Here is a 14,098-nt window from a genome sequence, read left to right as displayed (position 1 = left end):
TTATGGGGTACCGCAACATAGCTATCAAACTAACAAAACAAGAATTCCCTATTATCATTCATTTTATCTAATTACTTCCGAATAGCTTCTATTCAAAGTACTCGACTCGTATCACCCAATATTCACGCTTCTTCAGTGAGGATGGTGTTTATAATTTTGAGTACCAGGCTCTCATTAAATTCTAATTTGTGTGAGAGTCTAGTATCTATCGAGTCGCTTTCCACTATTCTTTCGTTAACCTTCCAGTGAAAATGGTTCTATAACTTTATTTTCATATGATGATAACACGATGTTAGTGGAAGGGGTACCGTAAAGCATGGATGCATCGATAAATTTTTCTAAACTCTTAACAGAATTAGTTGCTAATTTTACAATATAGCTTATTTCCCCTGCTACTCGGTAACATTCCAGTACATCAGGGTGGTTATGACAAAAATTTGATAATGCTTTACAGTCTTTTGACTCGAACAAAATAATAGCACTAATAGGACGGTCCATTTTTTTTACATCAACTTGAGCATGATAGCCTTCAATTACTTGTTGCTCCTCAAGTTTACGCACTCGTTCTATTACTGCTGGAGATGATAAGTGAACGACTTCTGCCAATTCTTTCATTGAAATTTTAGCATTTATCTGTAATTCTTTTACAATTTCTTTATCGATTTGATCCATAAACGTCATCTCCTTTTTTTATAAGTTAGAATAACCTAAATTCCTTATAATTTAAAGTTAAATAAATAGATATCCTTTTTATACTTATATAAACATTCGCTTTGCTCTACTAAAATGGTGCATAGGGAGGTGATTGAAACAATGAAAAAAATATTATTACTATTAGCAGATGGTTTCGAAGCAGTAGAAGCAAGTGTATTTACAGATGTGCTTGGTTGGAATAAATGGGAAGGTGATGGTTCGACGGAAGTTGTGACAGTAGGTCTTCGAGAAAAACTAACTTGTACGTGGAATTTCACTGTTTTACCTGAAAAAACAATAGAGGACATTCAATTAGAGGAATTTGATGCACTTGCAATTCCAGGTGGATTTGAAGAAGCAGGCTTTTATAAAGACGCATTTAGTGAGCCATTTTTGAATGTGATAAAGTATTTTCATAAAAATCAAAAACCGATTGCTAGTATTTGCGTTGCATCGCTTGCACTTGGTAAAAGTGGTATTCTTAATGGTAAAAATGCCATTACTTATAATCATCCAACAAGTATTAGAAAAGAGCAGCTAAAGAACTTTGGTGTAAACGTACAAGAGGAACCCATTGTTCGCGATGGACATATCATCACCTCGTCAAACCCCAGCTCGGCTTTTGATGTTGCCTTTTCATTACTTGAAATACTAACGTCTAAAGAGAACGTTAAACATGTAAAAGATCTTATGGGTTTCAATTAAAGGTACAAGGTTCTTGAAATATTTGAGAACCTTGTAACCCAATTAACGAGAAGAGTTGGAAAGCATATGAAAAAGATTCATTACAGCTGGATTATTTTAGCGGTTGCATTTTTCTCTATTATTGTCGTAGGCATTGTGCGATCCTCATCGGGTGTTTTTATTGAACCCTTTGAACTTGAGTTTGGATGGAGTCGTCGAGCCATTTGATTTGCCTTTGCAGTAAGCTTAATTTTATATAGCTTCTCAGGTCCTTTTATGGCAGCTTTTGTTGAAGTTTTCGGATTAAAACGAGTAATGCTGTATTCAATGCTAACGATGACGGTTGGTCTTGCATTAACCTTTGTCATGCAAACAGAGTGGCAGTTGATATTAATCTGGGGTGTCATGATTGGTATTGGCTCCGGATTATTTTTATCCGTATTAAGTACTCAAATAGCGAATCGCTGGTTCGTGAAACAACGCGGTCTTGCAGTCGGAATATTAACTGCTAGTACGGCAACTGGTGAATTAGTGTTATTGCCAGTATTAGCTGCAATAATCAGTAAATATTCTTGGCGCTATGCAACTGGGCTCATCTTCATATAGTATTTTGATGTTCATAATAATCGCACTTTTCATGAAAAACTCACCAAAAGAAAAAGGGATTCTACCATACGGTCAGGTGGATGAAAAACAAACTCCTAAAGAGACGAAAAATCGACAAAATCCATTCAATTTAGCTTTAGGTACACTACTGGAAGGATTGAAAGTAAAGGATTTTTGGCTTCTTGCTGGGAGTTTCTTCATCTGTGGCTTGTCTACTAGTGGATTAGTTGGAACGCATTTTATCTCCTATTGTATCAGTTTTGGAATACCGGTTGTAACAGCTGCTTCAATGCTATCATTTATGGGGATTTTTGATTTAATAGGTACGACATTATCTGGCTGGTTATCAGATCGAATTGATAATCGTTGGCTCCTATTTTGGTATTACTCATTACGTGGCATATCACTACTATTTTTACCATTTGCTTTAAGTCAAGATTCTTATGTATGGTTAGTTATTTTCTCTATTTTCTATGGCTTAGATTGGATTGCAACTGTCCCTCCTACAATTGGATTAGCAAGACGTACATTTGGATTAGAAAAAAGTACATTAATGTATGGCTGGATTGTCGCAGCTCATCAGGTAGGAGCAGGAGTTGCAGCGTATGGTGGTGGTGTTATTTTTAAAATATTCGGATCATATCAATGGGCATTCATCCTGGCAGGGGGCATGTGTATATTAGCGAGTTTATTCGTCATTACGTTGAAAAAGCATCAGCCGAAGCTAGAAGTGATATAGTCTATACTATTAAATGTTGCGATTCTCAGACTCTATATTGCGATTAGGAGCAACTACATTACGATTTGAGGTCCTATCTTGCGATTTGCACATATATTTAAAAAAACAGGTGGAGAAAAATGATTCGTTTTCTCCATGCTTTTATATTAGAGTAGTTATCTTGAACCTGGTCTCTTGCCTTCTAAAATAAGAATATTGACATTATCAATTAACTGAGGGAGCTCACTCATCGTTTGAATTCTAAAATCAGCACCGTTTAGTATATATAAAAGGAGATATTATAATATATGGAAGATAAATTAAANATCTAAATTTAATTTAATAAATGAATCGGTTAGGGCCAGAAAGTTTAGATACACATGGCTGAATTCATGTCGGATATTGAACTTACGGAGAAAACCACCTACGAAAATGATAAGGTACCATTTTCATAGGTGGTTTATATTGTCTTTATTATTTAATGGAGCTATGTCCTTAAGCCATTATTTTTGGTTTTCTTTGTTCTAAAAACGGTTCTTTGCTTTCTATTTCTTCGCCCGTTTCAATATCAATAAATGTACTTGTTTCATTAAACCATTGGTCTGGTGCTTTATGTCCCCAGAACGTTTGACGAAGTGGATCATTTAAATCCCAACGTTTCGGCTTTAAATCTGGGTCACTAGTTAAATAATCACCTGTATAAAGCTCTATACGATGACCATCTGGATCTCTCAAATACAAGAAGAAAGCATTGGATAAACCGTGTCGACCAGGTCCTCGTTCAATCGAATTAGCATACCCCATACTCGCTAATACATCACAGCAATCAAGCACGCTTAATCGATCTGTTAGAGTGTATGCGAAGTGGTGTAATTTTGGTCCGGGACCACTCATAAATGCTTGGTCATGAACAGTAGGTTTTCGATATAGCCATGCAGCCCACAAATTCCCGTCTTCTGTATCCGTATACTCAGAGCATAAAAAACCTAATTCCTTCACAAAGAAATCATAGGCTGTTTGAACATGGGGTACTGCACAATTTACATGATCTATTCGCTGAATTTTTGCCCCATGATAAAGGTCATAACGTTGCAGCATTCGGTCAACGGTAGTCATTTCGGCAAAAAATTCTAGGGGGATGCCTGATATATCGTGGACTCGAAGGGTTCTACCCATTGCATGTTGTTTCCCCTTTTCCATCCATTTTGTTTTCAAGCCCTTAGAAATAAAAAGTTTTTCAATTTCATCCAGATCCTTTTCTTTTTCAACCTTATAACTGAGTACTTCTACTACGGCTTTATCCGCTTTTTTCAACAGTAAACTATGATGTGAGTGCTCTTCTAAACCTCTTAAGTATATATGATTTTCATCGCTTTCTGTTTCAATCATGCCTAATCCATCCACATAGAACTTTCTTGATACTTCCAAGTCCACTACATGAAGAACAGTTCTCGCGATACGAATGATTGAAAAATCCATCGTTTTCACCATTCCTTCCTCTATTTTTTCCCGAATTGCTGTATATGATGATCAGCAATGGAAATATGAATAATTTTCTGTTCCGTATAAAAACCGAAACCGTAATGTCCACCTTCTCGTCCGATTCCAGAGGATTTGGAACCGCCAAAAGGTGTTCTTAAATCACGAACGTTCTGTGCATTCACCCAAAGCATTCCAGCTTCGACCCTATGCGCAACACGATGTCCTCGCTTAATATCATTCGTCCATACATAGCCCGCAAGACCATATTCGACTTCGTTTGCTAACTTAATAGCTTCTTCCTCATCTTTAAATGTCAATACAGTTAGTACCGGTCCAAAAATTTCTTCTTGAGAAACACGCATGTTGTTTTTAGCATTTAATATAATCGTCGGTGCTACAAAGTTCCCTCTAGCAAACTCCATTGGGATGTCACCAGTTACAACTTCAGTGCCTTCTTCTTTTGCAATTTCTAAGTAGCTTTTCACTTTACTAAAATGCCCTCTATCAATCAGTGGCCCTACTTCCGTATTTTCATCTAACGGGTCACCAACTCTAATATTAGAAACACGTGTTTTTAAAGCATCAATGAATTTATCTTTAATACCTTCTTGTAAAAATAACCGTGAGTTCGCAGTACATCTTTCACCGTTAAAAGAATAGATTCCCCACACACAAGCATCTAAAGCACGATCGAAATCGGCATCTTCAAATACGATAATTGGCGATTTACCACCAAGTTCCATTGAGCAGCTTTTAAGTGTATCGGCACTATTTTTAATGATAGTAGAACCAGTTTTTGTTTCTCCAGTGAATGAAATAAGCTGAACATCAGGATGTTTAACAAGCGCATCACCTGCTATTTCGCCAAATCCATGAACAACATTGAAAACACCTTTTGGAAGATCAGCCTTGTGAATCACTTCAGCTAATAGATTCGCTGAAAGTGGAGAAAGTTCTGCTGGCTTTAACACAACAGTATTACCAGTTGCTAATGCCGGCGCCACTTTCCATGTTTCTAACATGAAAGGAGCGTTCCATGGTGTGATTAATCCTGCAACACCCACAGGTACATTAATCGTGTAGTTGATAAATTCATCATCTACTTGATAGGCATCTCCAACTAAGCGATTTTCCACCATACGCGCATAAAATCTAAAGTTTTCTGATGCGCGGCTCACCATTTTTCTAGTTTGACTAATGGTAAGTCCCGTATCAAGTGCTTCTAAATAAGCAATTCTTTCTATTTCTTCATCAATCAAATCTGCAATACGATAAATGTACGATAGTCTTTTACTCAATTTCATTGTTTTCCAAGGCCCGTGATCAAAGGCTTCACGCGCAGCTGCAACTGCTTTATTTATGTCATCCGTTTGACCTTCAGCAACTTCATTAATTTGTTCATTAGTAAATGGATTCATATTTTTAAATGTACTTCCACTTAATGCGGAAGTGAATTCTCCATTTATATATAGAGATATATCCTTTTGTGTTTCGTGTTTCAAAGAAATTAACTCATGGGAGGATACCATACTATCATCACCTATTTTCTTAAGATAATTTTGTAGTGATTTATTTTACAGCTGCTTCCTTCGGCAAAATATCAAGTTCTATAAGTGTTTTACGTACTTCCTCTTGTATTTCAGTTGAAGGTAATCCTAAAGGTAATCGAAGTTTCGGTGTGATTTTCCCCATCATACCTAGTGCTACTTTAGCTGGAGCTGGATTAGTGTCTTTGAAAAGTACGTCATTTAATGGCATTAATTCGAAATGAAGGTCTTGTGCTTTTTTAACGTCTCCTGTTTCCCATGCGTTGTATAGTTCTGCTACTTTTACTGGCTCTACATTTGCTGTGGCACTAATAAATCCAGCACCGCCAATTGCTAGCATAGGGTAGCAAAGTAGTTCAATTCCAGAGAACAGAAGGAAGTCTCTACCACAGTTTAGGAGTACTCGGTTTACGTGTTCGAAGTCTTTATTTGCTTCTTTTACTCCAATAATATTTGGACAATCTTCTACTAAACGTTTCATCGTACTAACTTCCATATTTACCGCTGATCGACCTGGTATATTATAGATAATAATAGGGATTTTAACGGAATCAGCTACTGTTTTAAAATGCTGATAAAGTGCTTCTTGGTTTGGTCTATTGTAGTAAGGGACGATAACCATAGCAGCATCAGCACCTAATTCTTCTGCATACTTTGTTAACTCCATTGTTTCATCATGATTAGTAGAGCCAGTGCCAGGTGCAAAAAATACCCTACCACCAATCGTTTCTTTCGCTAGAGCCATTACTCTTTTTCTTTCTTCGATTGTTAGTGAACTTGGTTCACCACTTGTTCCCGTTACAGAAATTCCATGACTTCCACTTTCTATTTGCCAATCAATTAGATCAATGAATGCCTTTTCGTCAAACTCGCCACTTTCCGTAAAAGGTGTAACGACAGGACAAATGGACCCTCTTAACTTCTTTTTAGCTTCTTCGTATGCCAATAGAATCTGCTCCTTTTAAGTAAACTTCTTTCATCTATTTAGTCTAGGTACCAACCATTGTTATTCCTGTAATTCTTTTAGTTCCCTATACTTCCCTTGACTAAATAATAGTGGATCTTTTTGTTCAATCTTAACGCCAGTAACCTGACCGATAAAAATCGTATGGTCTCCTACTACATATTCGCTATGCAGTTCGCATGTAACAACAGCTAATGTATCTTCTAAAATCGGCAATCCATTATAGGTAACGAATGTTATTTCAGTTTCTGATTGAAGCTGACCCGAAAATTGTTTCGATTCTTTTAGTTGATTTGACGATAAAATGTTAATAGCAAATTTCTTCGAATCTTTTATATGCTGGTGCATCTTTGCATTTGCTCCAATACTGACTGCGATAAGCTTAGGATTTAAGGAAACCGACATAAATGCATTTGCAGTCATGCCATGCACAACATCAGCAACTTTTGTAGTAATAACTGTTACACCTGTTGCGAAACTGCCCATCACATTCCGGTACAGACGATCATCTATTTCGTTGTTTATTTGGTGCATAATCCCATCTCCTTTCAACTAATATATAGCGCATGAAAAGCTTAAAATATGCCGGCTTCTTTTTTCGTTTTATTTAAAAAGTTAGTTACCATGTCTTTATAAGGTTGCTTATCAAAACCATCATAATAAGCATTTGACATTCTCACTGGATCTCCAAAGAAATAGTATTCGTAGAGTGCTTGACGATTACCGAACGCACTTATGGAAATATCCCAAGCTAAGCGGAATAGTTGTACTCTTTCTTCACCATTGATATTTGCACCTTGCGTGTAACGATGTACTAATGGACCAACATCTGTATTGCTGAAATCGGATTCAGTTGGAAGCGCCATTAATCCTGATGCACCTAGAATTTTTATGATTTCATGCATACGCTGATACATTTTTGGGAACCAGTTGCGCGCTGCATTTAATGGTTCAAAGTCTGGCGTCATATTGCCATATTGATCAATTTTTGCATTGTGTTCAGATTTATATAGGTGAGAGCGTAACACTTCTAAAATAACCATGATTTCACTTGCTTTTTCTTTTACATGCATGAATTTATCAATACCAATTGCCTCCATCATACTGATGACTACACCTAAAATGAACTCTGTTTTTACGACATTTTTAGAAATAACTTGATGCGTCATATGGATAACTGCATTAGTCTCGGCATACGTACGATTACAAATATCAGTACTCTCACACACAAAAATTCTTTCCCACGGGACAAGTACATCTTCAAATGAAATGATTGCATCACTCTCATCAAACCGAGCGCCTAGTGGATGGTCCCATTTGCTTTTACCATAGTCAAAGGATTCACGGGATAGAAATTTTAAACCAGGAGTATTATTTGGGATTGCAAATGCAAATGCAAATGGATCGTCTATAGTTCCAGGTGTTCTATTTATAGTAGAAGGGAATACAACGATCTCATCCGTAATCCCGCCTAATGTTGCCAAAAGTCGACAGCCATTTACGATTATTCCGTCTGGAGTCTTTTTCGTAATACGCGCGGAAAGATAAGGATCTTTTTGTTCAGACTGCGTTAACATGGATCGATTCACTTGTGGGTGAATTAATGTATGAGTTAAACTAATGTCGTTTTCACGAGCATATTCATAGTAGTCTGATGCATTTTTAGCAAATTGGTCACTTCCTCCACCTTCTTGTGCAAAAAATTGGTTAGCAGTACCGAATGCCATAATACTTGTATTTAAATAATCTGGAGAACGTCCCATCATACCACCAGAAAAAGTTGCCCATTCGGTATGCATTTCACGTCTTTTGAACAGATCTTCTTTCGTTTTAGGAGTAATGAATGAAAGCCCAACTTTTTTTCCGGATGTAGGTGAGGTATATAGCATTTTTTCTTGTTTCTCATGTTGCAAATCGTATAGACCTGCTACGCTTTCTACAACATTTTTAAATGCTGGGTGTGTCGTTACATCGTCTACTTTCTCTCCGTGAATCCATACTTCCGTTTTCCGATTTTTTATACCTTCTATATATTCTTTTCCAGTTCGTGCACCCATCCTATTCCCTCCTATTTTCGGATAAATATTTCCAATTTATCTTCATTTTTATACTAGTTACTTCACTCTATTGAACTAGACGATTACTACTTATTTATAAATCTAGCGTGAATATTATTATGTTTATAAGTACCTGCTTCACTAAATTCGATCAGTTCCATGGACAATGCTAGATACCTATTTTCCATCAATTGGGAGAAGTGTTCCTTCATTATTTCAAATATTGTAGAACACACTTCTTTTTTTATTTCCTCCGAACGACCGGCACCAATTTTTAAGACTGCATGAACGAAAGCATCATCTTCCGTACCATCAGCCACTCTGTACTCATTTAGTTCAATCGCTCTTGAACGGATTCCACCAATTGGAAAAACATTATTCTGTGTAATGAGCACGTTATGAATTTCCTCAAACAACTTTCCAAGATTCGCCTCATCCTTAATATTATCCGTATACTCGACAATAAAATGTGGCATATAGACCCTCCTTTTCGCACTATCGATTTGTAAAGGCCTCATCCCCGATAATCGTATTTACTAAGCGACCAATTCCTTCTATTTCTGTGACGACAACATCTCCGACTACTGTATTAACCGATCCTTTAGGAGTACCTGTTAGAATGACATCATTTTCACTCAACGTCATAAAGCTACTTAAATATTCAATAATTGATGGAATATCAAAAATCATATCCGCTGTTGTTCCCTCTTGGACTAATTCGCTATTAACATGTGTTGTTAATCTTAGATTCATCGGATCGGCAATATCCATAACGTCGACTAACCATGGTCCTAATGGTGTACATATATCTCGATTTTTCACCCGCAAGTTGGGACGGTAGTAGTTTTCTAAATAATCTCTTATCGCATAATCATTGGCGACACTGTAGCCTTTTACATATTTATAGGCATCTTCTTTTTGGACATTTCTAGCTGTTTCTCCGATAATTACAGCTAATTCACACTCATAATGCATATAAGTAACATCTGCTGGGCGACGTGTATATGCTTGGTGACCTATCAACGTATTTGGTCCTTTTAAAAAGACAAGGGGGTCTGATGGTGCATCAAATGAAAGCTCTGCTGCATGATCCGCATAGTTAAGCCCTAATGCAAACACTGTTCGAGGCTCTATCGGCGTAAGCCACATTATTTCCTCTTCTTTGACTACTCGACCATCCGCTAATTTGAGTTGATTTACCCATTCAATTGCTTCATGGATGGCACCCCCATATGCTACTCGTGCTCTTCTCATATCGGTTTCCTCCATTTTGACTCGCTTTCATCAACAATTACGTTTTCTAAGCTACCAATACCGTCGATTTCAATTCGAATTTTATCTCCTACCTTTGCTTGCGGTGCGTCTTCAGGGACACCTACGAGTAACACATCTCCTGGATTTAATGTCATAAACTCGGTCACTTCCGCAAGTAACCGTGAGACGGAACGAACTAAATTGGATGTTGAATTTTCTTGCTGGAGTTTATCATTAATGAATACGCGGATTGATACGTTATCTGGATTTTCTACTCCATGACGATCGATAATCCATGGCCCAATTGGACAGAAACCATCTCTTGCTTGAAAATGAATCGCTGGCCGATATAAGCTATCATGCGGTATTCGAACATCGTTTACGATCGTGTACCCTGCCACATAAGATAATGCAGTAGATTCATCCACAACTACCGCTTGCTTTCCTATAACTATTCCGAGAGCCGCTCCAATTTCTAATTTAGATATCCCTACTGGCATCGGTATTGAACCACCATAACAATTGAACGTATTCACAGGTTTTATATAAAGGACAGGAGCGATTGGAGGCGATAAATATGGTTCGTTATTTACATCATCTCCTAATCTTTCAAGTTCACCTTTAAAATTCAGCATTGTCCCATAAACAGTTCCTGTAATCGGGTTGTCAAACTGGATTTCATTCGGTATTAACTCGTAGTCTTCTATCACAACAGTATTCTTATGTGTATTCACTTCCGCTTTTATTAATCCGGGTTCCCCCAACACTTTAAAACTAGCTCGGCTCATACGCTTCACTCCTTTTTCCATCTTGCTAACAACAATTTATTTCCTAAGAAATACTATATGAAAAACGTAAGCTTCTAAGTCTACTAAAGCTTTGAATTGGAGTATTTACAGATAGAAATTAAAAAAGGCGCTTTTCTTGTAAAATGAAGTCCTGAAACCGCAAAGTAGTGAAAAAAGCGCCTTAAGCTTCGAAACACAGAAACAGATTATTAAACGGATAACAATGCTTTATCACTAGTTAATTTCTCGCCACGAATGCGTTGGAATTCGTCCATTAGTTTAGCAATGGTTAGTTTTTTCTTTTCCTCTGCTTCAATTTCTAGAATGATTTGTCCTTTATCCATCATAATAAGCCTGTTCCCGAGGTCTAACGCTTGTTGCATATTATGTGTGATCATTAGCGTAGTAAGCTGATCCTTTTCAACGAGCTGCTTTGTTAAATTAGTAATAAGTTCCGCTCGTGATGGGTCGAGTGCAGCAGTATGTTCGTCCAGAAGTAAAATAGATGGTTGCGTAAATGTAGCCATCAAAAGAGAAAGCGCTTGCCTCTCCCCTCCAGAAAGCATTCCTACTTTTGCATTCAATCGATTTTCCAGGTTTAAATGAAGTGTTTCAAGTGATGTCCGGAACAACTCTCGTCGCTTCTTATCAACTCCATTTTTTAATCTACGTTTTTTGTTTCGCGAATAAGCCATCGCCAAGTTTTCCTCGATGGTCATCGTAGGTGCAGTTCCAGCCATTGGGTCTTGAAATACCCTTCCTATCATTTGTGAACGTTTATATTCCGGCATTTTTGTAACGTTTTTATTTGCTATTTCAATTTCACCAAAATCAGGAGTAAGAGCGCCAGAAATCATATTCAGCATCGTCGATTTTCCGGCACCATTGCTACCAATCACAGTCATGAAATCTCCAGGGTTTAACGTTAGATTAATTTGATCTAAGGCAATTTTTTCATCTGGTGTTGACTCATTAAATAATTTATTAATCTGACTGAGCTTTAGCAATGGCATTTCCCTCCCTCAAGAGCAAGTGTTCATGTTCCATTTGCCGTTCCGCATGGCGTTTAGCTTTTCTATTTTTTTCCCGCCTCTTTTCAAAGTATTGCGGTAAAATCAACGCGCAAATTACAATAACAGCAGTAATTAATTTCATATCTCCTGTATCAAGCAAATCTACTCTAAGTGCGAGACCTAGTACAATTCTATAAATAATCGCTCCCGCAATTACAGCAAAGGTTGTTCGCAATATCGTTTTCGTACCAAATACCGCCTCACCAATAATGACTGAAGCAAGTCCGATAATAATCATTCCGATTCCCATTCCGATGTCCGCAAACTTTGCATATTGAGCAATAAGTGCGCCTGAAAAAGCAACTAGGGCATTTGAAAATCCAAGACCAACAATTACAAGTGTGTCTGTATTAGCAGATAAACTTCGAATCATTTTCTTGTTATCACCAGTAGCTCTAATTGCAAGACCTACTTCTGTTTTTAAAAACCAATCGACGATAAACTTAATGAGTAAAACGATAATGATCATGATGAACAATGTACCCCAGGTGGCTGGCAAGTATTGAACTCCCATCATGCTGAAAAATTGATTGATGGTACTATCAATACCTAACGAACTCCAAAAAGTTTGGAATTGAATAAATATTGTTTCGGCATTTAATAACGGTATATTCGGACGACCAATGGAATTTGCAGAAGTCAGCCCCATTATGCGTAGATTAATAGAATACAAAGCTATCATCATCAATATTCCAGATAATAGTGCATTTATTTTTCCTTTTGTATGTAGGAAGCCGGTTACACATCCAGCAAGAAATCCGATAACTATAGCAACTGCCGTAGCAGCTGCCGGATGATATCCTAGGACAATCATCGTGGCAGCAACTCCGGCTCCTGTTACAAAACTCCCGTCAACTGTTAAATCTGGAAAATCTAAAACTCGGAATGATAAATACACGCCAAGTGCCATTATTGCATAGATGATTCCTTGTTCTACTGAGCCAAACATTGCTAAAAACATGTAGAATCAACTCCTATTTATTCACTAAACTCGGCTTTCCATTCGTCTTTTACGTCAAGTCCTAAGGTAGAAGCTGTATCTTTATTCATTATCAATTTAAGCTTTTGAGGAATTTGAACAGGCAAGTCAGCTGGTTTACTTTCCCCTTTTAAGATTTTGACAGCCATTTGTCCTGCTTCGTATCCAATGTCAAAATATTCAAAGCCGTATGCTGCAAGACCTCCTCGTTTAACGGAGTCAAATTCGCCTACCATCATTGGAATTTTATTTTCATTTGCTACTGAAATTACAGATTCAAGAGCGGAAACAACTGTGTTATCTGTAATGATATACATCGAGTCTACTTTACCAATCAATGATTCTGTAGCTTGTTTCACGTCTGCAGATGTTGCTACAGAAGCTTCCACTACAGACATATTCATATCTTTCAACATTTCTTTTACTGCATCTACTTGAGCACGAGAATTTTGCTCTCCAGAGTTAAACACCATTCCAACATTTTTTGCTCCCAATTCGTCTTTAAGGAACTTCATAGTATTGGTAATTGCATCAGGATGAGCATCAATTGTGCCAGTTACATTACCACCAGGTTTTTCCATAGAGTCTACAAGCTCAGCTCCAACTGCATCTGTTACTGAAGTGAAAACGATAGGGATTTCTGATGTAGCACTAGCTACTGCTTGAGCACTCGGTGTTGAGTTTGCAAAAATTAGATCTACATTTGCACTAACAAGATTCGTTGCGATTGTCGTATTAGAACTATTATCACCTTGAGCGTTTTGAACCTCATATTCCGCATTGATTCCTGCATCTTCTAAAGCCTTTTTAAAGCCATCGAAAGCCGCATTTAGTGAAGGATGTTCAACAATCTGAGTAACTCCTATTTTATATTTCTTCGAAGATGCCTCTTTTTCCCCTCCATCACTACATGCCGCAAGAATTAACGTAGAACTGAAAATAACAGCCAACATTTTTTTCCAACCGTTCTTCATTACAATTCCCCCTCTTTTACTCCATTTTATTTAGTATTTATTTGAATCTAATGTAAAAAAACGTGAGCATTTTTAACTGACTCAATATACAATCAATTTCACAAACAGGAATATAGCCTTTAAAATCCGAACAAGATTGATTTACGCTACAGTCGGAAGCTTTCCGCGGGCTTGGCTTCAGCAGCTTCCCTCGCTAGGCTCAGTCCAGGTCTTCAGCTCAAGCTTTTCCCGCTGGAGTCACCGCCTTCCGCTTCAATCAACAAAAATAAAATTTCGCAT

The 14,098-nt window shown here is 37.4% G+C and carries 13 protein-coding genes and 1 pseudogene; 2 read left to right on the top strand and 12 right to left on the bottom strand.

What is annotated here, in order from left to right; genetic code table 11:
* Positions 1-234: 234 nt before the first annotated feature.
* A complete protein-coding gene (locus AN959_RS15945) occupies positions 235-672 on the bottom strand; it encodes an Lrp/AsnC family transcriptional regulator (protein ID WP_053589248.1) in 438 nt (145 codons plus the stop codon).
* Positions 673-813: 141 nt separating this feature from the next.
* On the opposite strand from AN959_RS15945, the gene AN959_RS15940 reads away from it, so the two are divergent.
* The gene (locus AN959_RS15940; protein ID WP_056832187.1) at positions 814-1,398 is read left to right on the top strand and encodes a DJ-1/PfpI family protein; all 585 of its coding nucleotides are present in this window, start codon (positions 814-816) and stop codon (positions 1,396-1,398) included.
* Positions 1,399-1,464: 66 nt separating this feature from the next.
* Positions 1,465-2,722, top strand: a pseudogene (locus AN959_RS15935) (MFS transporter).
* A 474-nt stretch (positions 2,723-3,196) separates the two neighbouring features.
* Here the strand turns inward: AN959_RS15935 and hpaD are convergent.
* The 11 genes from hpaD to AN959_RS15880 all read right to left on the bottom strand — a co-directional run bounded on the left by hpaD (position 3,197) and on the right by AN959_RS15880 (position 13,819).
* Entirely contained in the window at positions 3,197-4,180 is a 984-nt protein-coding gene (gene hpaD, locus AN959_RS15930; RefSeq protein ID WP_056832386.1) for a 3,4-dihydroxyphenylacetate 2,3-dioxygenase, read from the bottom strand.
* A 20-nt stretch (positions 4,181-4,200) separates the two neighbouring features.
* Positions 4,201-5,712, bottom strand: coding sequence for a 5-carboxymethyl-2-hydroxymuconate semialdehyde dehydrogenase (gene hpaE / locus AN959_RS15925; protein WP_056832185.1), 1,512 nt, complete (start codon positions 5,710-5,712; stop codon positions 4,201-4,203).
* Positions 5,713-5,752: 40 nt separating this feature from the next.
* Entirely contained in the window at positions 5,753-6,676 is a 924-nt protein-coding gene (gene hpaI / locus AN959_RS15920) for a 2,4-dihydroxyhept-2-ene-1,7-dioic acid aldolase (RefSeq protein ID WP_056832183.1), read from the bottom strand.
* Between the two features lie 60 nt (positions 6,677-6,736).
* Complete coding sequence (locus tag AN959_RS15915; protein WP_056832385.1) at positions 6,737-7,207, bottom strand: flavin reductase family protein; 471 nt, start codon at positions 7,205-7,207, stop codon at positions 6,737-6,739.
* A 62-nt stretch (positions 7,208-7,269) separates the two neighbouring features.
* The gene (gene hpaB, locus AN959_RS15910) at positions 7,270-8,751 is read right to left on the bottom strand and encodes a 4-hydroxyphenylacetate 3-monooxygenase, oxygenase component (RefSeq protein ID WP_056832180.1); all 1,482 of its coding nucleotides are present in this window, start codon (positions 8,749-8,751) and stop codon (positions 7,270-7,272) included.
* 86 nt (positions 8,752-8,837) lie between these two features.
* Positions 8,838-9,227 (bottom strand): 5-carboxymethyl-2-hydroxymuconate Delta-isomerase, encoded by a 390-nt coding sequence (locus AN959_RS15905; RefSeq protein WP_056832178.1) that lies wholly within the window; start codon positions 9,225-9,227, stop codon positions 8,838-8,840.
* 19 nt (positions 9,228-9,246) lie between these two features.
* Positions 9,247-10,005, bottom strand: a complete 759-nt coding sequence (locus AN959_RS15900) for a fumarylacetoacetate hydrolase family protein (RefSeq protein ID WP_056832176.1) — start codon at positions 10,003-10,005, stop codon at positions 9,247-9,249.
* Positions 10,002-10,793 carry a fumarylacetoacetate hydrolase family protein gene (locus tag AN959_RS15895; RefSeq protein WP_056832174.1) on the bottom strand — a complete coding sequence of 264 codons (792 nt, stop codon included), beginning with the start codon at positions 10,791-10,793 and terminating at the stop codon, positions 10,002-10,004. The genes AN959_RS15900 and AN959_RS15895 overlap by 4 nt, the downstream gene beginning before the upstream one ends.
* Positions 10,794-11,002: 209 nt before the next feature.
* On the bottom strand, positions 11,003-11,800 hold the full coding sequence (locus AN959_RS15890) for an ABC transporter ATP-binding protein (RefSeq protein WP_056832172.1): 798 nt from the start codon (positions 11,798-11,800) through the stop codon (positions 11,003-11,005).
* Complete coding sequence (locus AN959_RS15885; protein WP_056832170.1) at positions 11,778-12,827, bottom strand: ABC transporter permease; 1,050 nt, start codon at positions 12,825-12,827, stop codon at positions 11,778-11,780. The genes AN959_RS15890 and AN959_RS15885 overlap by 23 nt, the downstream gene beginning before the upstream one ends.
* Positions 12,828-12,844: 17 nt before the next feature.
* On the bottom strand, positions 12,845-13,819 hold the full coding sequence (locus AN959_RS15880) for an ABC transporter substrate-binding protein (protein WP_056832168.1): 975 nt from the start codon (positions 13,817-13,819) through the stop codon (positions 12,845-12,847).
* Positions 13,820-14,098: the final 279 nt, after the last annotated feature.

This window comes from Psychrobacillus sp. FJAT-21963 (assembly GCF_001420585.1).
Taxonomy (GTDB): Bacteria; Bacillota; Bacilli; order Bacillales_A; family Planococcaceae; genus Psychrobacillus.
This window is presented reverse-complemented; position numbering and strand designations above follow the sequence as displayed.